General features: G+C 45.1%; 24 protein-coding genes and 1 tRNA gene. 11 read left to right on the top strand and 14 right to left on the bottom strand.

The window, feature by feature from the left end:
* Position 1: 1 nt before the first annotated feature.
* Positions 2–607: a 3-isopropylmalate dehydratase small subunit gene (gene leuD / locus MASE_RS04050; protein WP_014948483.1), complete on the top strand. Its 606-nt coding sequence runs from the start codon at positions 2–4 to the stop codon at positions 605–607.
* Positions 608–953: 346 nt separating this feature from the next.
* Complete coding sequence (locus MASE_RS04045; protein WP_014948482.1) at positions 954–2,150, top strand: HD-GYP domain-containing protein; 1,197 nt, start codon at positions 954–956, stop codon at positions 2,148–2,150.
* A 90-nt stretch (positions 2,151–2,240) separates the two neighbouring features.
* On the opposite strand, the gene MASE_RS04040 is transcribed toward MASE_RS04045, so the two are convergent.
* Positions 2,241–3,524 (bottom strand): general secretion pathway protein GspB, encoded by a 1,284-nt coding sequence (locus MASE_RS04040; protein WP_014948481.1) that lies wholly within the window; start codon positions 3,522–3,524, stop codon positions 2,241–2,243.
* On the bottom strand, positions 3,517–4,428 hold the full coding sequence (locus tag MASE_RS04035) for an ExeA family protein (protein ID WP_014948480.1): 912 nt from the start codon (positions 4,426–4,428) through the stop codon (positions 3,517–3,519). The genes MASE_RS04040 and MASE_RS04035 overlap by 8 nt, the downstream gene beginning before the upstream one ends.
* Before the next feature lie 219 nt (positions 4,429–4,647).
* Here MASE_RS04035 and MASE_RS04030 point away from each other — a divergent pair, with 219 nt between their 5' ends.
* From MASE_RS04030 to hemW, 6 genes are all read left to right on the top strand, one after another.
* On the top strand, positions 4,648–5,826 hold the full coding sequence (locus MASE_RS04030; protein ID WP_014948479.1) for a CCA-adding protein: 1,179 nt from the start codon (positions 4,648–4,650) through the stop codon (positions 5,824–5,826).
* A gap of 13 nt (positions 5,827–5,839) precedes the next feature.
* On the top strand, positions 5,840–6,874 hold the full coding sequence (locus tag MASE_RS04025; protein WP_014948478.1) for a WD40 repeat domain-containing protein: 1,035 nt from the start codon (positions 5,840–5,842) through the stop codon (positions 6,872–6,874).
* A 274-nt stretch (positions 6,875–7,148) separates the two neighbouring features.
* Complete coding sequence (locus MASE_RS04020; protein WP_014948477.1) at positions 7,149–7,862, top strand: hypothetical protein; 714 nt, start codon at positions 7,149–7,151, stop codon at positions 7,860–7,862.
* 73 nt (positions 7,863–7,935) lie between these two features.
* Entirely contained in the window at positions 7,936–9,162 is a 1,227-nt protein-coding gene (srmB, locus tag MASE_RS04015; protein WP_014948476.1) for an ATP-dependent RNA helicase SrmB, read from the top strand.
* A gap of 220 nt (positions 9,163–9,382) precedes the next feature.
* On the top strand, positions 9,383–9,985 hold the full coding sequence (locus MASE_RS04010; RefSeq protein WP_014948475.1) for an XTP/dITP diphosphatase: 603 nt from the start codon (positions 9,383–9,385) through the stop codon (positions 9,983–9,985).
* Positions 9,978–11,117: a radical SAM family heme chaperone HemW gene (gene hemW / locus MASE_RS04005; RefSeq protein ID WP_014948474.1), complete on the top strand. Its 1,140-nt coding sequence runs from the start codon at positions 9,978–9,980 to the stop codon at positions 11,115–11,117. The genes MASE_RS04010 and hemW overlap by 8 nt, the downstream gene beginning before the upstream one ends.
* Before the next feature lie 101 nt (positions 11,118–11,218).
* Here hemW and MASE_RS04000 read toward each other — a convergent pair whose 3' ends face one another.
* The 9 genes from MASE_RS04000 to MASE_RS03955 form a co-directional block, all read right to left on the bottom strand.
* Positions 11,219–12,013: a YggN family protein gene (locus MASE_RS04000; RefSeq protein WP_014978492.1), complete on the bottom strand. Its 795-nt coding sequence runs from the start codon at positions 12,011–12,013 to the stop codon at positions 11,219–11,221.
* 310 nt (positions 12,014–12,323) lie between these two features.
* Positions 12,324–12,896, bottom strand: a complete 573-nt coding sequence (locus MASE_RS03995) for an Lcl C-terminal domain-containing protein (RefSeq protein ID WP_014948472.1) — start codon at positions 12,894–12,896, stop codon at positions 12,324–12,326.
* 2 nt (positions 12,897–12,898) lie between these two features.
* Positions 12,899–14,677, bottom strand: a complete 1,779-nt coding sequence (locus MASE_RS03990; RefSeq protein ID WP_014948471.1) for an Lcl C-terminal domain-containing protein — start codon at positions 14,675–14,677, stop codon at positions 12,899–12,901.
* 111 nt (positions 14,678–14,788) lie between these two features.
* Positions 14,789–15,301, bottom strand: coding sequence for a PAS domain-containing protein (locus MASE_RS03985; protein ID WP_014948470.1), 513 nt, complete (start codon positions 15,299–15,301; stop codon positions 14,789–14,791).
* Complete coding sequence (locus tag MASE_RS03980) at positions 15,301–16,296, bottom strand: response regulator (protein ID WP_014948469.1); 996 nt, start codon at positions 16,294–16,296, stop codon at positions 15,301–15,303. Before MASE_RS03980 ends, MASE_RS03985 begins: the two co-directional genes overlap by 1 nt.
* A 362-nt stretch (positions 16,297–16,658) precedes the next feature.
* Positions 16,659–17,369 (bottom strand): LrgB family protein, encoded by a 711-nt coding sequence (locus MASE_RS03970; RefSeq protein ID WP_014948468.1) that lies wholly within the window; start codon positions 17,367–17,369, stop codon positions 16,659–16,661.
* On the bottom strand, positions 17,366–17,767 hold the full coding sequence (locus MASE_RS03965) for a CidA/LrgA family protein (RefSeq protein ID WP_014948467.1): 402 nt from the start codon (positions 17,765–17,767) through the stop codon (positions 17,366–17,368). Before MASE_RS03965 ends, MASE_RS03970 begins: the two co-directional genes overlap by 4 nt.
* 138 nt (positions 17,768–17,905) lie before the next feature.
* The gene (locus MASE_RS03960; protein WP_014948466.1) at positions 17,906–18,667 is read right to left on the bottom strand and encodes a LytR/AlgR family response regulator transcription factor; all 762 of its coding nucleotides are present in this window, start codon (positions 18,665–18,667) and stop codon (positions 17,906–17,908) included.
* A 152-nt stretch (positions 18,668–18,819) separates the two neighbouring features.
* A complete protein-coding gene (locus tag MASE_RS03955; protein ID WP_014948465.1) occupies positions 18,820–19,146 on the bottom strand; it encodes a DUF3718 domain-containing protein in 327 nt (108 codons plus the stop codon).
* Between the two features lie 312 nt (positions 19,147–19,458).
* On the opposite strand from MASE_RS03955, the gene MASE_RS03950 reads away from it, so the two are divergent.
* A complete protein-coding gene (locus tag MASE_RS03950) occupies positions 19,459–20,118 on the top strand; it encodes a hypothetical protein (protein WP_014948464.1) in 660 nt (219 codons plus the stop codon).
* Positions 20,119–20,166: 48 nt separating this feature from the next.
* Here MASE_RS03950 and MASE_RS03945 read toward each other — a convergent pair whose 3' ends face one another.
* The 3 genes from MASE_RS03945 to MASE_RS03935 all read right to left on the bottom strand — a co-directional run bounded on the left by MASE_RS03945 (position 20,167) and on the right by MASE_RS03935 (position 22,581).
* Positions 20,167–20,496, bottom strand: coding sequence for a hypothetical protein (locus MASE_RS03945; protein ID WP_014948463.1), 330 nt, complete (start codon positions 20,494–20,496; stop codon positions 20,167–20,169).
* Positions 20,497–20,650: 154 nt separating this feature from the next.
* Positions 20,651–21,700: an MbnH family di-heme enzyme gene (locus tag MASE_RS03940; RefSeq protein WP_014948462.1), complete on the bottom strand. Its 1,050-nt coding sequence runs from the start codon at positions 21,698–21,700 to the stop codon at positions 20,651–20,653.
* A gap of 71 nt (positions 21,701–21,771) precedes the next feature.
* Positions 21,772–22,581: an MbnP family copper-binding protein gene (locus MASE_RS03935; RefSeq protein WP_014948461.1), complete on the bottom strand. Its 810-nt coding sequence runs from the start codon at positions 22,579–22,581 to the stop codon at positions 21,772–21,774.
* 83 nt (positions 22,582–22,664) lie between these two features.
* Between MASE_RS03935 and MASE_RS03930 the strand changes: the two genes are divergently transcribed.
* Complete coding sequence (locus MASE_RS03930; RefSeq protein WP_014948460.1) at positions 22,665–25,418, top strand: choice-of-anchor B family protein; 2,754 nt, start codon at positions 22,665–22,667, stop codon at positions 25,416–25,418.
* 126 nt (positions 25,419–25,544) lie between these two features.
* A tRNA-Ile gene (locus tag MASE_RS03925) sits at positions 25,545–25,621 on the top strand.
* The last annotated feature ends 300 nt before the right edge of the window (positions 25,622–25,921 follow it).

The raw sequence follows: 25,921 nt of genomic DNA, 5'->3' as shown, positions 1-25,921 counted from the left end.
TATGTCTGAACAAGGTTTTACACAACACACAGGCATTGCTGCGCCGCTTGATCAGGCCAATGTCGATACCGACCAAATTATTCCAAAACAGTTTCTAACTGGCGTAACACGTGCTGGCTACGGCAAACATTTGTTTCACGACTGGCGTTATTTGGATTTAGAAGAGAAAGAGCCAAACCCAGCGTTCGCGCTGAATAAGCCTGAGCACAAAGGTGCGAGTCTGTTGCTAGCTCGCGAAAACTTTGGTTGTGGATCAAGCCGAGAACACGCGCCGTGGGCACTTGCCGACTTTGGATTTAAAACGGTTATTGCCACCAGCTTTGCTGATATTTTTTACGGCAACTGCATTAATAATCAGCTAGTGCCTGTGGCATTATCAAGCGAGCAAATGGACGCTTTGTTTGCTGCAGTGAAGGCAGACCCGGCAACTAAGATCACCGTTGATCTTCCAGCGCAAACAGTAAGTTTTAACGATACAAGCTTCAGCTTCGATATTGCTGAGCATCACAAAAACAACCTTATTAAAGGCTTAGATGCTATCGGTCAAACGCTTGAACTCACAAGTGCTATAGAAGCCTTCGAAGATAAACAGCCCGCGTGGTTGTAAAAGCGTGGGGCTTTAGCGCTTAACAACGCCCTAGCATGACACATGGGTGCTGTCGCGAGATGGCACCCTGTTTATTTCTCTCATCTATGCCTCTACCTTAACTTCGCATCAAGACGCCTAATACCAATCCGCAATAAAAATATCAGTTCACCTGATTTGAGCCATAAGCAACTTCTCGGCACATTTACACGTCACGCGTTTTCTCACGAATTCGGTAATCCTACATTCGCCAACTCTAGCTATACTAAAGACTAATAAACTCCTCACTTTTTTCACTGGAATATCGTACTATTCGTTTCTATTGTAATTGAAGGCTATGGCAACGTTGTGCCTCACAGGAGAGATAATGCTAGAACAGGTACCCATTGATGATTTGCAGCCAGGAATGTACGTCAATCAAGTACTTGAACAAACAGGTTCACTTAAAATGCGCTCTAAAGGCATTGTGAAAACCCAAGCCATTATTGATAGTCTAAAATCGAAAGGTATTTTAAGCGTCGAAGTAGATCTTGCGAAATCTAAGCTGCCCGAGCCAGCTGTACCAACCGAGCCAGCTAAAGAAAAAGAGCCTGAAGTGACTAAACCGGTTGTTAAGCCAGTGGGTCGTGATTCAATTAACGAAGCCAACGAGCTTTACAGCAGCGCAATTGCCATTCAAAGCAGCTTTTTAAAGTCGCTTAAAAATGGGGCGGTAAAAGATTTGTCTCCCATGGAGTCGCTATCGCAAAGCCTGATCGAAAGTGTATTTGATAATAAAGATGCGCTGAGCTGCCTGACTATGATCAAGGATACCGACCAGTACCTTCTTGAGCACAGTATTAATTGCAGTGTACTAAGCGGCATTTTCTGTGAGTTTCTTGGCTATGACAGAGATACCACAGAGCAAGTGAGTTTAGGTGCCCTATTGATGGATATCGGCATGTCTTCCCTGCCAGATGAAATTCGCAATAATACAGGCGAATTTTCCAGTGATGATTGGGAAGTGATGAAAACTCACGTTGAAATTGGTGCTGACCTAGTTGAACAGTGTGGCGATATTTCTGACCTATCGCTACGCATCATTGAAGAGCACCACGAGCGCGTCGATGGAAGCGGCTACCCGAGAGGATTGGTTGGTGACGAAATCTCAGAGTTCGCGCGTATTGCTGCCATTGTGGATGCATACGATGCCATGACATCTAATCGTACGCACAAAAACAGTATCACGCCTACTCAGGCGCTAAAGCGACTAACTGCGACAGAGAACTTAGACCAAGAATTGGTAAAACAATTTATCCAGTGTATTGGCGTGCACCCTGTTGGCTCCTTGGTGAGGTTAAAGAGCGGTAAATTAGGTATTGTTAGCAAAATCAACCCTAAAGACCCCGTAAGCCCTCACGTTATGACCTTTTACAGCGTTACGTCGCAGCATTTCAATGAAGTGAAACGCGTTGATTTAAGTCAGTACGACGATGAGATTGTGTCAGGCGTTCGCCCCGAAGAGTTTAGTTTGAACTTACCAAAATTCTTTAAAGACGTTTTCATCAATCAGATGCCGCTGTAGAACACAAAGTATAACCAGCGAAAAGGCCCTTTTTTCAAAGGGCCTTTTTTGTATTTCTTGTTAGTGTTTTTTGTAACTAACAGATAGTAATTACCAATCGGTTAATGCTGCCATAGTAAAAATCTCATCTTCGAAAGCAAGCACCACACGTTGCGCTTCAATATTGACGATTTGCACTCTATCAGCAATCCAGTCACCCTCACCTATTTGACGGCCATTGACTCTCACCCACCTATCGGCAGGACGAGACGCATACATATGCGCGCTAAAGTTCATGGTTGGAAGTCGTGTTAACAAGCGAACGGGTAACTGATCTACACGGGGTAGTTCGTCTTTAACCGTCACCCTTGTTTGCTCTTCAGCGGGTTTATTATCTTGTGCCTTTGAGTCTAGCGCTTCAACGGCAGCATTAAAACGGGCCATGAGTTCTGGTGACACGGATACGTCAGATTGAGACGTAGCTTCATTTAATACTCTCCCTTCATAATTCCCTGAAGTCTCAGTTTGTCTTGTATCCATTGAAGAGCTACGCTCATATCCACTACTTGGCTCGGCGCCAGAACGTTGGGACACGTCGTTATTGTAGCGATTCTGAGTACCTGTTGTGTTTGGGTTTGTATTTGGAACTGCACCTAAATCAGTATTTTGTGTTGCAGCTAAGTTGCCAACAGACTGGTTATTTACCATAGCGTTCGCTTGCGTGCCTTGCTGAGCTGCACCGCCGTTACTAACGTTGGCATTTACCGCTGTGTTAGCAGTTTCATTTAAACCTGCGCTTTGCCCACTTCCCTGAATGTTAGAAGATACCTGTTCACTTTTGTTGCTTGAAGTGCCTGGTGCTTCATTACTACTTTGCGTGGTCGTAAGCGCTGAAGCGCCTCCGCTTGCTTCAACCTGTGAAACTGAGCTTTCAGAGTCTGCCACCGGTACAGAAGCGGGTGCAGTTAGCATTGGCCACCAGCGTTTTGCCGTAGCGGCGGAAAAGCCAATGCATAAACCACCAAGAATAACGACGGCAAAAAGCGCAACTTGCTTGGTGTAAAGCTTCCATGCTGACGGAAGCCCTTCTACTGTGGGTAAAAACAAGCTTCGATTAAACTGCTCGTTAAGGGATTTATCAAATTTGGCGGTAGTGTCGTGCTCGCCCCGAAGCAAAGCTTGGGTCTGAGTTCTATGATGAACTGTCGGCGCTATTTCCACGGTTTGCTCAGGGTCTATTTCGACCTCTTGCACGCCCATTTCAGACAAGCCCTGCACCATAGCATCGCTTGTCACTAAACCCGACTTTCTAATTTTAACTGGCCCATTTTGCTTGGTAATTTGAACAATCACCATACCGGGTTTTAAATGGTCAATGGCGACGATATTAGACATACAAACTCCCTAACCCGTAGCCGAATATGATGGCCAAAACAAACGCCGATGCGAGATACCATTTACGCTGGCTTTGCACGCGCTGACTAACAACATCTTCACCTAGAATTTGCTCTGCCGCGGCCAAGAATATAGGCTTTTGCACAACCGCATGCTGCTTAGTAAAAGATAAGGTTAACGCTCGGTCGCACAGCAAATTAATTACCCTTGGAATCCCACCAGTAATTTGATGCACCGCGCGCAATGTAGACTTACTGAAAATACTGATATCACCTTCAGCCACGCTTAAGCGGTGTGCTATGTAAGCACTGACTTCTGGCGCAGTTAAGGGTAGCAGATGATAACGAGCGGTAATGCGTTGAGCCAGCTGACGTAATTCATTACGCTTTAACAACTGCTGTAATTCAGGCTGACCTATCAATACCACCTTTAACAGTTTTTCACGATTCGTTTCTAGGTTGGTCAATAAACGAAGTTGTTCTAGTACTTCGGGCAACAGATGCTGCGCTTCATCAACCATTAGTACCGTATTCATGCCTGACTGATGATTCTCTGCTAACTTAGACAAAATCAAATCGGTGAAATACTTAAGGCTTGCTTTTTCAGGTGTATAAGCCAAGCCTAGCTCATCACAAACCGTTGCTAATAGCTCAAGGGCGGATAAGGTTGGATTCAAAATCATGGCTACCTGCGTATTATCGGGTAGCTGCTGCAACAGTTTTCTCGATACCGTTGTTTTTCCCGTGCCCACTTCTCCGGTGAGCATTACAAAACCACCGCTTTCTCTGAGGCCAAAGGTCAAATGGGCCAAAGCCTCTTTGTGCCTTGGGCTCATATACAAATAATCGGGGTTAGGCGCAATCGAAAAAGGATTGTCATTTAACCCGAAGTAGTTCAAATACATGGTTGCTGAAGCGCCTATCTGTTTTAATTTTTAACGACGATTAAACTACCAGACGCAACCTTGAAGTGAAAGCGCATAACGATGTGGCTACGAATTTTATTTGTAACATTGCTATACTGCGCCTCTGTTACCTTGGGAAGGTTGATTTTCGTTACACGTCAAAAGTCGATGTATTCCCAATCTAAAAAGTATTACTGACTAAAAAATCGTTGGAAGAGCATGCAAATATATCTCGTTGGTGGCGCAGTGCGTGACGCACTGTTAAACAGAAAGGTTGTTGAACGCGACTATGTCGTGGTGGGCGCCACGCCGGAAGAAATGCTCAGCCAAGGTTTTACCCAAGTAGGCAAAGACTTCCCTGTTTTTTTGCACCCTAAAACACAGGAAGAATACGCACTTGCACGTACAGAACGTAAGTCAGGAAAAGGTTACACCGGTTTTGTATGCGATGCGTCGAGCTCGGTCACGTTAGAAGAAGATTTGTTACGCAGGGACCTTACCGTTAACGCGATAGCGCAAGACAACCTTGGAAACCTTATCGACCCCTATGGTGGTAAAAAAGATTTAGAAAACCGCCTACTTCGCCACGTATCTGAAGCCTTTAGTGAAGACCCTTTACGCGTATTTCGCGTTGCTCGGTTTGCCACCCGCTATGCTTATTTGGGGTTTACTATCGCCACTGAAACCATGGCTCTTATGCAGTCTATGGCGCAAAGCGGCGAGCTAAGCACGCTAAGTGCAGAGCGGGTATGGCAAGAAACAAAGCGCAGTCTTTTAGAGAAAACACCGCATGTTTTTTTCACTGTATTAAACCAAGCCCATGGCCTCAATGACTGGTTTACTGAGCTTGAAAGAAACGTAGATACTGCTCTGGAAACGTTAAAAACGGCGGTAGCACTAGAAAAGGCTGAAAACGAAAGCGTTGTTAAATACACGGGTTCAGAAACCCCATTACCTGAAAGTAGCGATTCAGAAACCGCTAGGCTGATAACAAGGTTTACTGCCCTGCTCACTCACCTCAGTGAGGAAGAAGCGAAACAGTTATGCAGTCGGCTTAAAGTGCAAAACCAAGTTAGTGAAATCGTCAGCCTTGCCTGCAAATTCAAAGGCTTTCTTTTGAACGCGCAGAACTCGCCCGCCGATTTACTTGCCTTGTTCAATAGCTGTGATGCGTGGCGTAGAGAAGAGCGTTTCACATTGTTACTTAGCGCTTTTGCACCTTATGCTCATAACAAGGGCATAGATTGGCAACGCCAACGAAAGCGAATTGAAAATGCATTATCAGCCGCCAACCAAGTGAACGTGCAAGATATTATTGCCACGGGCGTTAAAGGCCCTGAAATAAAAGACGCGCTTAACCAAGCAAAGCTATCCGCTATTGCCTCTATTAATACATAATTGTGCTAAAGCAATGATCGAAAGAAAAACGAACGGACGCTTTCTCTCACCTTTAGCGTCACCACTTTTTTATTTACTTTTCACCGTTCTCCTTGCGCTTTTTGGTTGCACTGAAGAGACGCGCGTATTACCTGTTCACGAGTTTCGCTTTACCCAAGAGCCAGTGAGGAAAGCTGCGCTTTCGGAGGATGCCCGTCTTGCGGCATTTATTTTTGACGACTCCTCGGTGTCTGTTTGGGATGTAGATGAAAAACGAGAGCGCTACAAATGGCACAGTGACGTGCTTGATGAAGAGTCACTGCACCTCATTACGTTTTCCAAAGACAAGGCATGGTTAGCGCTCACAGGCTATTGGAGCACTACACTGATTAACTTGCACTCAGGTGATGTGGTAGGTAGTTGGCATTTTAGTGGTAAAGATCCCGGCGCCACAGCGTCATCAACTTCCCTATCTCACCATGGTGACAGCGCACTAGTTGGTATGACCGATGGTACCGTATTGCTACTAAATTTTGATAACGGCACTGCATTGCAATACCAGCACAATACAATGAAAGTGCTTCATGTCGGCTATTTTTCTGATGACTATGCGTTTTCTGGAGGGATAGATAAGCGCTGGTTTCTATGGGATTTAGACAAAAACGATGTGTTGCTGGAAAGGCAATATCGCAGTCGAGTTACCGCTTCAGTGCTAGACAATAGAGCTCAGCGAGCTTTTATATCCGATGCGCTGAACAGCCACGAAATTATTGATCTCGCCACCCATGAAGTGATGTCTGGACTACAATTTATGGAACGTTTCCGCTTTTTCCGAAAAGGGTTATTTTTAGAAAACGGTGACTACCTAATGACAACATCACCCAAATCAGTGGTAACGCTATGGCATGCTAACTCTGGCGAAGAGATAGCCTCATGGGAAATTAAACGCTACTCAAGCGAAGCCACCACTCACGCTATGAAACTTAACGAGGATGGTGATGTTGTTACCCTCTCCTCTGATGGCGTGCTTCAAAGCTGGGATTACCGCGCACTGATTACATCACTGTGATATACCTAATGCTTATACCGTCCCTCACAGCCTTTGCCCCACCTTTTTGCTAACAAGTTTTCGTTTACACAACTTAAGCATGTCGCTATTATTTAATTTAGATTACAAATGTAATCCTTAACTATATTTGTGCGTTCTTGTGCAACAGTTGCTCGCTAGTTATTCGTTGCTTGTTCGCAGCTCGTTAAATAACAGCTTCAAAGCGCGCTTCGCTTTAAACAAACGATTCGCCCTTTTAAATGAAAAAATCTGGCATCGGCTTGGAGATTCTTAAGTGAAAAAAACAATAATAACGTACCTTATAACTTTAGCTTTTCCCCTTATAGTTAGTGGATGTGCAAGCCCTCCAACCGTCTACCTTTATGGCAAATATCTTGAGCCGTCCAAAGTTCAAGCCTTATCTGAACAGTTAACGGACCATGGCTTGAATGTTGAAGTAAACGACTTTGATTTTCCTACATCCGTGTCTACAAATACGTTGCTCTATTCATTGCTGCTACAATCACCAGAAGCAATCGACAATACCACTAGCATCGCAGAGCATGCGGGTTACTCTATAAACCGTGTCCAATCGCTCACTCAAGGCAATCATTGGTATACTAAAAACTCTTTGGCGCTGTTCGTGTTTCCTGACGGCAATCGCCCCCACGGAACCCTCCTTGCCCAAGATCTTATCCATAGCTATATCGCCAATGGATGTGGTAACGGCGAGCGCCTCACGCTGTATAAAGACGGTACGTATACCCTCACACTTCAAACGCCCACATCTTCAGAAGACGTAAAGGGTAAATGGAAGTATCGCCAGTTTCCTTACCTAGAGCTTCAAGAACCAAATTCACCGTACGCCAACTACTACTTCGAAATTTCACGGGTTGAAAGTGAGGATAAAGTGAGTAAGCTCGATTTGACGCACTTGCACTTACTTAACGCCAACAGTACCAACCCGTTAGCATCAGAATGTGTATTTACCTACGGTGTGCGAATTTAACGCCAGTTTTTCTCAATGTTTTGGTATAGCAATGCTACAATACGCCCCATTCATTTAGAGCGTTTTTTATACTATGACTTTCGAAGAACTCGAATTAGACGAAGCACTGTGTCACGCAGCTGCCGATATGGGGTTTGAAACTCCAACTAGCATTCAAGAACTGGTTATCCCGCATGCGTTGGATGGACGAGATATCTTGGCCTCTGCTCCTACAGGTACTGGTAAAACAGCCGCTTTCTTATTGCCTGCATGCCAGTTTTTACTTGATTATCCGCGCAGACAGCCTGGTGCTACACGTATTTTGATCCTAACGCCTACCCGCGAGTTAGCGCTACAGGTTTACGAACAAGCCCTAGCCATAACAAAGCATACACAAATTGTGTGCGGGGTAATAACCGGTGGTATTAACTACGGTACCGATAAAGAAACCTTAAGCAAGAATCTCGATATTCTTGTGGCCACGCCAGGTCGTTTGCTTGAGCATATCGAAAAAGAAGCCGCAGATTGCCGTGATATCGAGTGTTTGATCCTTGATGAAGCTGACCGCATGTTGGATATGGGTTTCTCAACGGTAGTTAACCAAATTGCTGCCGAAGCGCGCTGGCGCAAGCAAAACCTATTGTTCTCTGCCACGCTTGAAGGCAAAGGCGTTAAGACTTTCGCTCATGACATTCTCAACAATCCTGAAGTGATTGAAGCGAACCCATCGCGTAAAGAGAAGAACAAAATTCATCAGTGGTATCACCTTGCTGACGACATGAATCACAAGCAAGCATTGCTGGTGAATATTTTGAAGCAAGAAACAACGACGTCAGCGGTTGTGTTTGTGAAAACCCGCGAACGCCTGCAAATGCTTAAGGACTTCTTAGCCTCGAAAGATATCCCAGTGTGCTGGCTACAGGGTGAAATGCCACAAGACAAACGTATTGCAGCGCTAGCCCGTTTCAAAAGTGGTGAAGTACCTATCTTGCTGGCAACGGATGTTGCTGCCCGCGGTATTGATGTGCCTAACGTGAGCCATGTTATTAACTTCGACATGCCGCGCAAAGCCGACGTTTATGTTCACCGCATTGGCAGAACCGGCCGCGCTGGCGCCAAAGGTACTGCTATATCTTTGGTTGAGGCCCACGATTTTGACATGGTAGCCAAAACCGCACGTTACATGGGCGAACCACTTAAAGCTCGCGTTATTGACGAGCTACGCCCCAAAAACAAAACGCCTAAAATTGGCCCGAAAAAGAAGAAAGTGAAGGCCAAAGACAAAGCCAAGGCAAAAGCTAAGCCTAAAAAGAAAAAGTAAAACTTGAGCACGTAGAGGGTGAGCGATGCGATGGCCGAAGGTTGGGAGTGGCTTTCGCAAACACGCGGTAAACACATCCATGTGCGCTCCGCTGCCGCATCCCTGCGGCAGAGGGTTTGCTCAAACCACTCCCAACCTTCGTCCTGAATAACCTAAAGTAACCCGATGAATGTGTTTGAGCTTATTTCAGGAGCAAAGAAAAAACGAGGAGTCTGGCACCATGAAATTCCCAGAAAAAATTGTTTTAGCCACAGGTAATCAAGGCAAGGTGCGAGAGTTTGCATCCTTATTTGCAGATTACGGCGTAGACGTTGTGGCGCAAAAAGAATTAGGTGTATCTGATGTGCCTGAAACAGGCACAACATTCGTTGAAAATGCCATTATTAAAGCGCGTCATGCGGCTCAAGTAACAGGCCTTCCGGCTATTGCTGACGACTCAGGCTTAGTGGTTGACGCCCTTGGCGGTGCACCCGGTATTTATTCAGCCCGCTATGCTGGCGCTGATGCAACTGACGATACCAATATCGACAAGCTATTAGCTGCCCTAGATGGCGAAACCCAGCGTAAAGCGCATTTCTTCTGTACATTAGTGTTTATGCGCCATGCTGACGACCCAGTACCATTGGTTAGTCAAGGTAAGTGGCAAGGTGAAATTTTAACCGCTCGCTCTGGTAACGACGGTTTTGGTTACGACCCGGTATTTCACGTGCCAACTCATGGCTGCACTGCAGCAGAATTGGAGAAAGCCGAAAAGAACCGTATTAGCCATCGCGGCAATGCCCTAGCGATTTTGCTTGATAATATGAGAGCGACTTTTGCGTAATCCACCGCTTAGCCTTTATATTCACATTCCTTGGTGTGTTCAAAAGTGTCCGTACTGTGATTTTAACTCTCACGGGCTTAAGTCTGATTTACCCGAGAAAGAATATGTGGCGCACTTGCTAGACGACTTAGCCATTGATGCAAAACGTATTGCCGACCGCCCTGTTGAGACAATCTTTATAGGCGGTGGCACGCCCAGTTTGTTTTCAAGCGAGGCCATGGCTGACATCTTAAAAGGCGTCAAACAGCGGGTTAACTTAAGCGACACTGCTGAAATCACCATGGAAGCCAACCCAGGTACCGTTGAGGCAGGTAAGTTTGCGGGCTTTTATCAGGCAGGCATAAACCGAATATCGGTGGGCATTCAGAGTTTCCAGCCTAAGCATTTAAAAGTGCTAGGCCGTATTCACAATGAAAGCCAAGCTGAAAATGCGGTAAAACAAGCACACAGCGCGGGGCTACCCACGTTTAATTTAGATCTCATGCATGGTCTACCTGAGCAAAGCGTAGAGAATGCCATGGGAGATTTAAAGCAAGGTATTGAGCTCGATCCTTACCACTTGTCGTGGTACCAGCTTACCATCGAGCCAAACACGCCTTTCTATTCAAAGCCGCCAGAACTGCCAGACGACGACATCCTGTGGGAAATACAGGAAAAAGGCCACAGCCTCTTAGAGCGTGCAGGCTATCACCAGTACGAAATTTCAGGCTACGCCAAAGCCGGGCACCAATGCCGCCATAACCTGAATTACTGGCGTTTTGGCGATTACTTAGGTATTGGATGCGGTGCCCACGGGAAGATTACCGATGCCGCTAACGGCACAATTCATCGTACCGTTAAAGTGAAGCATCCAAGAGGCTATATGGAAATGAGCCGCCCGTATTTAGATACGCAAACGCTGGTTAGTGCAGACGACCTACCGTTTGAGTTTTTTATGAATAGGTTTCGTTTAGTTGAGCCTTGCCCGATGAGTGATTTTAGTGACTTCACAGGTACTGAGTTAACGGATGACGTTAAACGCGCACTGTCTGATGCTCATCACCAAGGGCTGCTTTCTATTTCAGATAGTCACTGGCAGGTAACTGCTAAAGGACGTAGATATCTCAACTCTCTGCTGTCGTGCTTCGTATAATCTTGCCCATTTGAGCCAACCAAAAAGCTAGATCAAAAAAGCCTGCTCACGCAGGCTTTTCAGTCTTTAACCAGAATTAGTACACGTAATACTTATTTCAACTAGTTTTCACTCTTATCATGTCGCGTAATGATATTGTAAGGCTTGAATGCAGGCACACTTGCTCGAAGGTTTTCTTCCGCTATATCTAGGCGCTTAAGCTTTTCACAGAACCACTCGGCTTTTTTACGTAAAGTGGTGGCTTTATCACCCACATCAAGATGCTCGCCCACATTGTTAAGCTGACGAGTAATTTCCGCTACTTTCTCTTGGTTAACCTCGCCGCTTCCAGTGTTGATACCACTGATCGCCGATAATATACCGCCTACTGAGGTAGAAATTGCTTCCTCAAGCTGTGCTTCAATTTCACTATCCACGAATTCATCAACGCTTTCCAGTGATCCAGGGCCGATAAAATAATGATTACTCGCATGCCTGAATTTATCTTTCACGCGGTTTTGAACACGCTTCATAGCAGCATTCAAACGCTCGTAGCTGTCGTGATCACTGCCTACTAAGCCTAAGTAAACATGCTCAATGGTATCAATAGCTAAATCTACACCTTCGGTGGCCAAAATAATCATTTTTGGTACTACATAGTGTAACCCTGAAGAATACTCTTCTAGCCACTGCCGTTCTTGCTCATTCAAGGTTTGCCAACGTCCACCTACAAATAGCTGGTTTTGGTCATTAATCTGAACTACGGTGCGGGTTTTATCCATTACGCGAAGCTGTTCGTTATTAACGGCAATACCGTAAGCAAAATCGATATTACAGGTATATTCAGCCTGCGCCGATGTGCTAAGTCCAGCGAATAAACAAATTGTAAAAAGGGCAGCCTTAAGGCTCGATATCATTTTCATACCAACATTGTGGCTAGCTTACTGGGAAATAAAAAGCCATCATGAGTCTAACGTGCTAAAAATCAGGTTGAACATGTCGATATTATCAATCTACTCAAAACGCAGCTTGATACTAGGTCCTGTAGACTTTTGTTATTCACCAAAGGTCAACAGGCTCTAAGCAAGAGTGTCGATTTTCTTTAAAATTGACGTTCAAACCAAAAAACAAAGCACGCATTATAGAGCGTGCTTTGTTGATAAAAAGTCTAAGGGTCAGATACTAGACGAAAGACTAATACGAAGCGGTGTAGATCTTTATCTACACCTATTCGTTGGTGTAGGTGCGCACCAGTCGTACGTAAATGAAACGGTCTTTCTCTTTAATCGAATGGCTCGCATTAAAGAATGCAACAACCCAGGCTCTGTCTGGATCATCTGCCGAAGGGGTAGAAGTCCAAAAATCATCTGGCGGCGTTGCAGGAAAAAGCGAGCTATTAATCGCCGGGCGTACGCAGTCGCGTTCCGTTAAGGTGGCCAACTCTTTAACGTTGGGCAAGCGCCATCCTAGCAGGTCTTCGTTACTCGCCTGCTGCGCAAGTTGTAGCGCCTGCTGCCACGTATACTTCACCGCTTCACCACTGCAAGTTGAGCCGTCCCAAGTTTGCCCTTCGGAACATCGTCTCCATACTAAATCTGTGGTGGTATCCAACAAAGTACTGGTAGTCACTGCTTCAAAGTTATCGTTGGGCGTGGTTTCTAGTCCATCAGACAAGCACTCTTGAGCGAAAGCTGAAAGCGATGCACTAGCAAGCAACGTCGAGGCCGCAACCATTTTGAGTGTAGTTAGCACTGCGCTTTTCAGTACGCGTTGAGCGGATTTATTAACTTTATTGCTCATGACTATCTCCCTGCTCTTACAAGACGAACACGCGCCGCTGATGACTTATTAAGAAAGTTATCGACACCTGAATCGAAATCCAATGCCCATGCATTTTGTGCATCATCACTGTTTACCCCATCAGCACTTGGCACTGAGGTCCAATACCATAGGGGCTCGGTAGAGACTGCACCGGTGTTAGGGAAGTAATCTTCATCAATGGCCACGTCGTCGGCAATGCCTAAATGCATTAACGAAAAGAGTTCATGGTGAGTAGGTAGTCGCCAGTCGTAAAAACCACACAGCCCTTGTGCGTTAACCGCCTGTACATATGCAGAGGTATTACAGCTGGTTAATAAGCACGTTGCATTCGCGCCTGTCTGGTCGCCCTCAAAACCACCATTTACCTCTTCGCTGTACCAAGAATAGGTGTAGTCTTTATCTTGAAATGCGCCATCGTCAGTTTTAACTTCCCACACCAATCCGGTGACATTGTCACGAACGCACGACCACGTATCTGCGCTGGCGTCTTGTTCGTCGCCATTGGCATTTAAACGGGTAAAGTCGAAGCCGGCTTTACCACGCCCAGCTTTTTCAATTAAGCCGTTCTGTTCAATAATATCAGCTCCGCGTTGTCCGTCTTGGCCAGGAAAATCATTTTGCTGCGCCTCTGTTAACGCATTATTTGTGGCTTGCTGCAAAAATCCCGTGTCGTTCAATAGCGGCGTCGGCATGGGGCGTATTCTAACGTTAATGGTGTCTTCAACACTGTTGTTGTTAGCGTCTGTTACAGTAAGTGTATAGGCCACCACAGTCGCGGTAGATACGGAAGGGGCAATAGCAAACGTAGATAGTGCATCGTTGTCATCTACTGGGCGAGCTGCCACTCCCGTGTTTGCCCCATTGTTAGATGTAACGTTGTTACTGCGCTCCCAAGAATAAGTAAGCGGTAAAGCACTGGGAATACTGGTGCTTGCTTCACCATCCAAAATAACCACCTCACCACTGAAAACGCCTTGCGAGAAGCCTGCATCAACCACAGGCAGTGTCTCGGTTTCAGACTGCACTGAGATTGTCACTGTGTCTACGTCGGTTGCACCTTCGCTATCAGTTACTTCAAGTTGGAAAGTGAGTTCCTGAGACTCGTTAGCGATAGGCGTAGTAATTGTTAAGGTAGAAAGGTTCGTTTCCACCCCCGTAATAACGTTAGTGCCGCTGGTTTGAGACCAAACATAATCGGCAATTTCGCCATCGGACGTAGATGAGTCAGTATCGCTGCTTCCCGTGCCATCAAAAATAATTTCAACACCGCCTGGAAAAGTATTCGCTGGAAGGCCTTCCCACGCAGGCACATCAATACTTGCTTCCGGCGCTATGTTTACCGGCGCAACAGTAATTACCGTGAAGTCACTAGCCGTATTACCGCTTTGATCGTTTACCGAGACGGTAAGCGTGTATTCAGTGGCGCTATTAACTAACGGCGCAACGAAGCTCGCTGCAGAAGCGTTGGTGTCCTCATGTGTAATGGTCAGCGATGGAGACGCGCTCCAGTTGTACGTATACGTGCCATCACCACCACTCACTTGTGCACTTAGTGAATAGGTCACGCCTTCCGTTACGGTAGCGTTAGCGCCTGCATTAACAACTAAGTTGCCATTGCCAGATCCCCCACCACTAGAGTCACCATCTCCTCCTCCGCCACCACCGCAGGCTGCTAGAATGAAAGCACCACCAATAACTGCAAGCCCGCGTATTACGGTGCGAGGAAGGTAGCTTGAAAATGAAGACGAACTTGATTGCATACGTACTCCCATCGCACTCTGTGCTGCTGTTCTATGCTCAGTGCGAGTAAAAACTTGATGTAGATAGAGCCGCAAGATAAACAATATACTCTCACGGATTACACGTAGCGGTTATAAGAAGGTTTTCTTTGCTCTATCTGATTGTGAGCTTGCTTCTTGCGCTTCAGACACTGTTACTTGTAGCGCTTCTAGCTGCTTTTTACCTACCGCTACATCAGTCATGTCGTAAATCATCATACTGATAAAATCCACCTTACCCGTCGCAGAAGTAAGAGGAGAAAGTGTAATGTTTTGGTACATGAATGACTCACTACCTGTAATCGGCCGGTAGTTTGGAAACTTGAACAAATAAGGGCGTTGTTCCCATGTCATAAAGGCACGGGTTTTTAGGTCGAAAACGGGCTTAGCTTTCTTAATAAACCAGTCTTGTTTGATTGCGGGAAATAACGAAAATAACGTTTTGTCTCTTACTTCACTCGGCAAAAGCCCACTGTGACTTTCCATAAAACCGTTCCACACTTGCACGGTGAAGTTGCGGTCTAGTACGACAATGCCAACGTCTACCGTTTGTAGCATGTCCATCATCCAGTGAAATTCTTGTAACTCATCTAAATGCTGGCTCATTAAAAATCCTCCAACAAGTGGGCGAGTTTAGAATTCATCATTTTCATAGACTCTTCCGTGAACAACAAAATCAAATCACACTGAACATTGTAGCCTTCCAAGCCATAGCTAAGCTCAATCGCCAAGGTTCGCTTCCACTTTATTTGATTCATGCTAATAATTTCAGTGATAGCACGATGTTGACCAAGTACGATAGGATGGCCTTGGCTGAAGTTAATGTCCATTTGATGGGCCAGTCCTGTTAAACAGGTTCCAATCAAAATACTCGCAGCATCCATAAGCAGCTCTAACTGAAGCTGGTCGTCAACTACGCCTTCTACATTGAGTATTTTAGCCACGTCGTCAAAGCTTGAGTCGCTCAAAATACACAACGCCTCACCACTAACACCTGGCCCTAAGAAGCCTTGGCATACCGCAGTAACTTGCTCATGGCTCTCAATATCAGAAAGCATCATGTGAAGTTCAGACACTTCAATTAAATTAACGTTGGGAATAGGCAGTTCAACAAACACGTTCATGGTGCGGGCTAAATGATCCCCCGCTTGCCCCATGGCTATGTTAGTGATTTCTTGGTAACAATCGCGAATTTCAGGGTCTAGCGGTGAAACTTCTTCCGGCTCTTCCTCTTCAACATGAAGAATGTTGAATTTATCTAGTACCTCGGCCAGCTTCTTAGGATCCACCGGCTTTCGAATAAAGTCCAAAGCGCCAAGCGATGTCACTCTTTCATGAGCTTCAGGCTGAATATCACCAGACACAACAATAACTTTGGTTTTAAGACCTTGTTTCTGAATTGCTTCTAATGTGCCGTACCCATCTAAAACGGGCATATTGAGGTCGAGCAATAGAAGATCGCCCTTTCCTTCAGCGAGAGCCGATAGAGCATCTTGACCATTCTTCGCAAAATGTACGGCCACTTCCCAATCTTGAGGAAGGCATTTAGCCACTTGCTTGCGCGCAACTAACGAGTCGTCACATACGAGTACAGAAAACATTAAGTTCTTTTACCACCTAGCTTTTGAAACCAGCTACCGCCGGTATTTTCTAGCAATTTGAATCGCATGGGCACTAGTAATTTGGGCTTAGAATCGACGCAATTGGTCCCCAGTGCAGTAACCCGGTTACTTTTTGTTTGAATAGATACCATATATATAGTGATACGAAACACCTCACTAAGAAATAGCACTTTTGGGGAATATTGCCAGCACGTTTTTACTCACAAACATCACGGCGCGTTGATTCTTTGCTACGCGTTTTTACAGCAGCTTGTGCACCTTTTAGTCAAGGCGGGTGATTGCAGGTCTGGTCAGACTAAATCACAACAAATAGATAGAACGCCAAGATACGAGAAAAGCTATCAAACAAAGAAACCAAAAATGACAGGTAATGCCAACGCAGTAAATATACCATTTACACAAAGGCCCAGAGTCGCCATCGCCGCCACGTCTTCCCCCATTTGAATAGCTTTGGCTGTACCAATTGCGTGGGCCACCGTGCCCATAGCAATACCTTGCGCCTGTCGATTTTGTACATTGAGGATCGCAAACACACCAGTAGCCACAATGGCTCCAACTACACCCGTCACAATGACAAAAACGGCAGCCAATGCGGGAATGCCGCCAACCTGCGCACTCGACTCCATAGCAAGGGGCGTGGTGATTGATTTAGCTAACATGGTAATTTGTATTGCACGCGGTGCATCTAGTGCAAACAAAGTAAGCCACGCGGTGAAAGGCGCGAGTATGCCACCAAAAGCAATACTCGCCATTAACCGCCAGCCGTAGTGCCTTAGCTTTTGCCATTGTCTGTAAATGGGTAGTGCTAATGCCACAGTGATAGGCCCTAGCAACCAATGCAACAAAGAAGCCGCCTGTTGATACTCAGTAACCCCTGTTTCAGTTAAATAAAGGCCAGCTGACACAATCAGCGCGGTAACGACAATGGGATGCGCTAGCGGGTGACCTTTGCATTTTTTGTTCACCCAAAGGGCAATAATGTAGCCAATTATTGAAACGCTAAGCCACAATAACCCCGTTAAGCTAAATGCTTGATGTAGAGCCTCCTTCATTCTTGCTTTCCACCCTTGCTTGCCACATCTGAGCCGCTGCCGCTTTTGCTATTAAACAATTTCTGCGAAAACCAAGCGGTTATCCCTAAACTTATCGAGGTCGTTACAATAATCGCGATAGCAATGGCAAGTGCATTGGACTGAATGTCAGCCCAATAAATAGATACGCCAAGTACGGCTGGAATAAACAGTAAGGACATATGCTTCAAGGGAAAAGTAACAAAGCGCGCCGTGTGAACCTCAAGCTGAGGAAAAAGAAAAAGCATCGCGAGTAAAAAGAATAAGCCCATTAATGGCCCTGGTATAGGAAGGGCACTCACATTAACGACAACAAGCCCAAGATAATAAGCAGCAAACACTAAAACTGCGCCCACTATCATATTTCTTACATCTCGCACTATCACTCCTTATTAGGCCTTACAGGTCCCAGTACTTATTCCCAAAATTCAGTGAGTAAGTGTAACGATAAGCGAGTTAGACCACCAGCAGTACCATGGTCGTATAGTAGAATGTTGCACTGAAATGCGCTTTGACGTTCAGTCTGTCAGCCAAAACTGATAGTAATACTTGTGAGTAATCTTGAACGCTTCGCCACCTTGCATGACAACTCGCTGCTGATTGAGTTTTTGCTCCAGGTGCGCGATATGTTTTGCGTTGACCGCCACAGAGCGGTTACAGCGTTTAAAATTCTGCTCTCCCAAACGCTTAAGTAATTCACACAAGGTTGTGCGGACAACGTAGCTTTCTGATAGCGTTTGAACACACATGTAGTCACCTGCAGCTTCAATCCATTTAATCTCTGCTGGATTTAAGCAACACCAACCGTTTTCAGCGCGTATCCCTACAACATTTGGCTGAACACTTTTGTTCAATTGCTGGCGCAATGTAGCTAGAAGCGCAGGTTCAGACACCCCATATTGTTCACAAAGTCCCTTTACCAGCATATTGAATTGAAAGTCCCGTTCATAAAAATGGTACTTGGTTTTGACATGCTCTATAGCGTTTAATACTTGGGGTTCTTCAAGTGGTGATTTAACAAATCCTGACGCGTTATGAGAAAAGGCTAACAGCGCTTCTTCGTCTTTATTTCCTACTGCAAGCCAATACCGTGATGCAAGGTTTCGACTTGACTGAGAGACTGAATAGAAACCGATGGACTGAGGATATTTCTCTGCTAACGCAAGACAATGGCCTACCGATTGAGCGCCATAAACGTGACTGAATACGTCTAGCTTTTCTAGCATTTTGCAAAGTGAGTTTTGCATAGAAACAGAGTGTAAAAAAACCAGTGCGATCATCTGCGATCCCTTGCAAGTGCAAGCAGTAATAGCTGTCAGTGTTATCTATCCCAGTCTTAATAAGTGATGGGATGTAGACAGCGAAAAGTAAAAATAAGCGAAAAAGGGGCTATAAGCTGCATAGCCCAATCGCCAGGGTAGAAAACTCTTCATTAGCGTTTTGCTGTTAGTACACTAGGGCTAGCATTAATGCGACGAGCAATCAGTTGTGCGTTTTTAGATGCATTATGAGTAAGTGCAAAAGTAAGCATGTCTTGCCCGTTGCACACTAATCCTTCATGGATATATCGCATTTTAAAACCCGTCGCTTTCACGGCGCGATGCAATCGCAAACGGCTATCGCTTTTTACCGCTTCACACACTGCAATTAAGTTTTTTTCTACATGCTTGGGATACGGGGCGGCATTCGCTACTGTTGCAGTAAGCGACAAGGTTATTCCTAGTAAAGCAAGTTGGGTAACACGGCGTGACATAAACATAACAAGTTCCTCTGATAATATTCGGCAACGCGGTGACTACCTCTTTTGTCCCCGCACCATTAAATTAGTGAAACTTTGTAAAATTCACGCTATAAAAACGTTAAAGCACCGCTATTTGAGACGTTGCGACAAGTACACAAAAGCCAAGGTTTAATAATCGGTCTAAACTGTTATTAGTCGTACTTAACACACACTTTGCAACATTCTTATAAATGCATACGTTGCAAAGTGGAAAATCATAAGCAAATACTCTTGCCCGCCTAGCGGTGCAGACAATAATCTAATTTTTTAACACGTATTCAAGGAAGAGCCATGTTAGAGCAGCAACAATACCACCTTATTAGAGAGCATATGCAGCCTGGTGACATCATCGCATTTGGTGGCAATAGCCTATTTTCTCGTTGGACCAAACTCACTACACGCTCTGCGGTAACGCATGTGGCAATAGTTATGCAAACGAAGATGCGCGATGAAGATTCTAATCGATATTTTAATCAAGTCATGGAAGCTAAATCTTATAAAGGAAAGCGAGGGGTAATGACCAATAGACTAAGCGAGCGTGTAGCATCTTATGACGGTGATATTTGGTGGCTGCCCTTGTCTAGCGCCTCAAGAAGTATCTTTGAGCAAAATAAGCGAGACTTCTTTAACTTCATGTTTGAACAAGACGGGAAACCTTACGACGTGCTACAGCTATTCGGCTCAGCAGTGGACGCGATTGATGAACATCCCCTGTTCGGCAGCATAAGCTACAATCAAGAAGACTTTAATAGCTGGTTCTGTTCAGAGTTAATTGCTGAGGGGTTGGAGACTGCAGGTGTTGTAAGTGGCGTAAATGCATCGGAAGTCACGCCAGTGGATATCTGCCGGTTTAACATTTTCAAAAAGCGTTACGTACAGCTTAAAGGAAAAGGAAGGGTAATTGGAGGGTTCAATTCACTCAAGGCAGATAACTGGGGCCAGATTGCCTAACCCCATTAATTAAAAACACATCTACCCCAATATGGGGTAAGGTGAGTTTTAGAAAATACTGTCTTGGTGAATCTTAATAAACATGCTCGTCCCAATTTTAGAGTAATCGATTTTATACTCTTTCCCATTTAGGGTTTGTACGAACAATAATGTTTTTTCGTCGCCAAACACATCGCTAGTAGTTACATCTACTAGTTCCATGTCCATCATCTTGGCATCGCGCTTGTTTTCAGGCACTTTGCCTTCGTACTGCTTAATACCTTTATAAGTAACAAGAATTGGCGGATGTTCATCACCATTGATCACCAATAGATCTAATTTTCTTATTTTATGAATGATGGTATTTCGACCACTTGTAATGAAGGGTTTTTCAGTCATTCTCATCTCCGCGACCGCTCACCTGCTTTATAGTTATTAACAAAGAATGTAAGTGATTGAGTTTATCACGATGTTAACAATCAGCACATAAGCATTTGGTTGATATATGTGTGCAAAGTATAAACATAAATTACACAAAATGAGCAATAAATCGCTAATTTTTGCGTGTAGTGTGTGTTTTTACAAATTGCTCGTCGGTTAAACTGCGCAAAAATGCAACCAACGCCGCCTTTTCATCTTCAGAAATCGTAAAGCCTTTTATGAACGGACTGCGGTAAGGGTTAGGGCTTTCAGCCAGATTTCCCCCACGAGCATAAAACTCAATGACTTCATCAAGGGTGGCAATACTGCCATCATGCATGTAGGGCGCAGTAAGGGCTATATTGCGCAAAGTAGGTGCTCTAAACTTCCCCATGTCTTGTTTATTGTGGGTAACGCTGTAAAGTCCCATGTCCGATTCCGGATAACTGCCCTTCCCATCTTCGTTATACAGGCCAGTGTTGTGGAAAGGCTGAGCCGCAAAAGGTTGAAAACTATGCTTAGACGATTGAGTGAAGTTCAGACCTCCGTGGCAATGAAAGCACTCAGTGCGTTCTGAAAAAAACAGATTCAAACCTTCAAGCTGCTGGGCGGTTAGTGCATCGTCATCTTGAGCGTAAGCGTAGTTATCAAAAGCACTATTAAACGACACTAAACTTCTCACGTAGCTAGCAAGCGCCTTTACAATATTGTTTAAATTGGGTGTATCATCACCATAAGCCGCTTCAAAAAGCGCTCGATATTCGCTGCCCTCAAAGCGCTTTAATATACGCTTTTCATTTCCCGTAACGCCCATTTCCACCGGATGTTCATTAAAAAGCGGGATCATCAGCTGCTTTTCTATACTTTCTAAATTGTTATGCGCCCAAGTGAAGGATGCATTATAAGCCACGTTTACTAGCGCTAATGCGTTACGGTTTAGCGCGTCTCCATTCGCGCCTACTGAAACCGTCTTAGGTTCAGAGAAAGCATGCTCTGGTTCATGGCAGCTGCTGCATGAAACCGTGTTGTTAGCACTTAAGCCCTTATCAAAGAAAAGCTTCTCTCCCAAAATTACGCTTTCTTCGGTCACAGGATTGTCTGCGGGAACGGGAGGCGGTGGAATATTGTGAGGCAAATTCCAAGTGTAGGGCGTGGGCGATTTACTGCACGCTCCTAAAATCATTACAACAAGAGCGATAATTGCCGCCTTGAAAGCGAGCAGAGCTCGCCTTCTAGTGCAAATTAGAAGTGCCGCTACTGCCACTTAATCCAAGGCCTGTGCACTAAATTCTGAATAAGCTTTTTACAGGGCTCAGTTTCGGGAGACTCGAACATACAACTTGGCGCTTCGTTTATATCAACTTGCGCGACAATGTTAGACACCGATACTTCCAAATCTAAATCAGTATCAAGCTGGGTCATCGGCAGAATAAACTCCACCCGGTTTGTGAAAGCACACGATTTTTCAGGTGGCCTGACTGCTGATTCAGAATCGCAACCCACGCTACCTAAATGATAAGACCATTTGCGTGTTTCCTCTGAGCCTTTAGACACATCCAGTCGCAAAAACTTATGACCGTTTTGCCAGCTCCAAAACATTGTACTGTCATTCAATGGCGAAGGCTGTGTAAGCGGGTTAGCGTGATTATCGTCGAAGGGAAGACCCATAGTGAAGCGCAAGTTTGTGGACAGCTTTAAAAGCTCTTCCGATACATCTAATACAATTTTGCTATTGGCATCATCAGGGTTGTTGCACTTATTGTGAAACTTTAGCAATGCTATATTCGGCGTCTGCCATTGGGTTTGTTTAAACTTAACCCGCTGCCACTTACCATCAATGCGCACTTCTGGCTTACTAAGGTAAAAACCGAAGTAATCTATATTCCATCGCTGTTGTCCAATACTCATGATCATTGGACATGCCCCCGTATCGACTCCCACCAACTTAAACGGGATTTCACCAGGCTCTCTTCCTTTGAGGTTAATGACATCACAGCCGGTTAACGACACTAGCGCCGCAAAGAGTAACGAAGGCATGACACTCATGCGAAAAGGCATTTTCATTTACGTATGTACTTCCTTTGGATATCTGGTAGTTTTTTATACAAACTACCTTTTTCTAATTACACACTTGCGCGGACGACAAGATGAATGCATTCCCATTAACGCTAATAGTGCTGCTATTAGCATTTGTGAGTCAAGGTGCACAAGCACACACAGACCATGACAAAGCACGTTTTGTTGCCGAGGACGGCGTGGACGCGGGCAAGTGTGACAACCGTTTCAGGCCCTGTAAAACGTTGAGCTATGCCGCGCGACAGGCCAATAAAGGCGACAAAATTCTCGTTGCTGAAGGCCAATATTATTTCGACAACGCTCAGCATGCACAAGTTCTAAACGACAGTCTTTTACCCGTATTAGGAGGCTTTTCTCGTGAAGATCATTACCAGGCACAGAAGCCTGCCTTGCACAAAACTACACTAGTTAATGTGCCTACCTATTTATCAGAAGCCCTTTATGAAAAAGGGTTCGACAGTATAACTGACGGAAAAGCCGCGTCTTCCCTTCAAGCACAGGCATCTTCGCACATGGTCCTTAGTACCGAAGTCAGTGCAAATGAAGCTTGCACAGATGGAACGGCTGCCGACTTCCCATGCAGCAATATCGATCTACTCTCTAACGTACCTGTTAACGTATTGTCGTCGGTATCAAATAGTACCAACGATATTTGGGGGCACGTCGATTTAAACAACCGTAGAGAATATGCCATTGTTGGCATGCAGGCCAGCATTGCCGTCGTAGATGTAACCGAGCCAACAGCACCGGTAGTAGTAGGTGAAATTACCGGTCAAAGTACGACATGGCGCGACATTAAGGTCTATCAGTATTTCGATAGCGCTGCGGGGCGTTTTAAAGCGTATGCCTATGCCAGTGCCGATAGCGTAACCGAAGGTTTTACCATCATTGACCTTAACGACCTCCCTAATGGTATTAGCTTAACGAAGCGGATTAACGACGATAACCGTGCACACAATATCTACATCTCTAACGTAGATTACACGCTAAACACACCGTTAAATGACGCTGCGCCTCAGCTACATTTGGTTGGCCAGGATAGTAACGGCGGAGCCTTTCGTTCATATACGCTAACCTCACCTCAAACACCAACCGCGTCTTACATACCTAGCGGTCTCACACGTGCCGACTATACGCATGATGCGTCATCTATGCACGTTACCGACGCAAGAGCGCAAACTGACTGTGTGAATGCTACGGCTGATGGATGTACGGTTATGCTTGACTTCAATGAAGATGCAATGCGCCTTTGGGATCACACGAACACAAATAGTACCTCTGAACTAAGTAGTATTAGTTATAACGAGGTTGCCTACACCCATAGCGGTTGGTTTAGTGAAGACAAGCAGTACGCCTTTGTACACGATGAGTTGGACGAGCGAAACTTCAGCTTAAATACCCGGGTTATGATTTTTGATATTTCATCACTCACAACACCTGTGCTCGCCAGCATTTGGACCAGTGACAACGGCACTATCGATCACAACGGCTACGTGAGAGGTAACCGCTACTATATGTCTAACTATGAGCGTGGCTTAACGGTACTAGACATTTCAGATCCTACCGCGCCTGTAGAGGCTGGCTTTTTCGACACCTACCCTGCTTTTAACAGCACCAACTTTAATGGTGCCTGGGGCGTATACCCGTTTCTACCTAGCGGTAATATTTTGGTTAGTGATATTCAGCGCGGTTTGTTTGTATTAAAAGACAATACGTTAAGCGCAACAACAGTTGCGGCCTTCTCTCAGGCTAATTATGAAACGGATGCTGATCCAACCTTAAGCCTTCCTGTTAATAAGACAGGAACCGAGGCTATGACAGTTGCGTATGAAGTAATAGCGGGTTCAGCCACCAGCAGCGATGTAATGTTAGCGTCTGGAGAACTCAGTTGGGGAGCATCTGAAACACAGGCTAAAAACATCACGTTAAGCATCAGTGCTAATGAAAATACTGAAAGCAATGAAGTATTTTTCGTAAGGTTATTTAACCCGCAAGGAGGAGGCATCACCTCTGGTAGCGGCTATGCTCAAGTCACCATTAACGGTACTGCCCAGCAAGGGAAAGTTGAATTAAGCACTGGCGAACGCACTATTTTAGAGACCGACTCTGAACTTGCGTTAAACATTGTTCGCCAAGGCGGAAGTGAAGGCGAAGTAAGTGTGAACTATTCACTGGAAAGCGGCACAGCAGTGAGCAATGAAGACTTTGTCAGTCAAAGCGGCACGCTAACTTGGAGCGACGGCGAAACTAATTCGAAGACCGTCAATATTGCGCTTATTAACGATAGTATCGAAGAAGACAACGAACAATTTCGTTTAGTGCTTGCTGCACAAGACACCAATCTTCTAGGTGGTGTGGTAGAAACGCTGATTACGATAAAAGATGATGAGAGCAATCAAGCCCCTGTGGTAAACGCAGGAACAGATGTTGAAACCGATGTAAGAGCCAGCGTTGAATTAACGGGAAGCGCCCAAGACCCCGAAGGCGCGTTAACAAGCGTAGAATGGACGCAAACCGCCGGCGACACGGTTACCATCAGAAATGCAGATACATTAACCATGTCTTTTACCGCCCCATCATCTCAAAGCAATTTAACCTTTTCGTTAACTGCAACGGATGAGTTTGGAGTTAGCGCCAGCGACACCGTTACTGTTACCGTAAACGAAAGTGTAGTGAGCTTGCCAACGGATACTAATTCAAATAGCTCTGGTGGAGGCGGTTCTACGACTCTGTTTAGCATATTAGGCTTGGCATTAGCTCTTGGGTGGCGACGTGTAAAATTACCAAACAAGGCACATAAACTACAGCTTAGTGAACAAAAATAAAGCAAACAAATCACAAAGCCACCAGCGAGGCGTGACAAGGCAAATAAAACTGCTTATACTTGCGCTCGCTTGTGGTTGTTATGCATAGCAATTTGCAATAAAAAACTGCACAGCACATCTCAAAATGGCCCCATAGCTCAGTTGGTTAGAGCATCCGACTCATAATCGGCAGGTCCCCTGTTCAAGTCAGGGTGGGGCCACCATTTCCCTTATAACCCCCAGTAAAAATAAGGCCTGTAGCGCTTTTCTTAGTCTTTTGTTCCACTTCTGTTCCACCTCTTAGGCTACTTGTTCCACCTTATTTGTCAATCCAAGCCTAAAATTCACTATTTTATAGTGAGCTTTCAAATTTTACTTTTTTAGAAACATTGAAAGCAGGTGACGCAATTTAATGTACTTTTTTGATACTATTAAGTTATCCTAAAACGCTAGGATATTAATTAACAAAACTAAGGACAGTATGTGTTAAGCACGTTTGCCAAAATACTTTTGACTAGCACTGC

Source organism: Alteromonas macleodii ATCC 27126 (genome assembly GCF_000172635.2).
Lineage (GTDB): Bacteria > Pseudomonadota > Gammaproteobacteria > Enterobacterales > Alteromonadaceae > Alteromonas > Alteromonas macleodii.
This window is presented reverse-complemented; position numbering and strand designations above follow the sequence as displayed.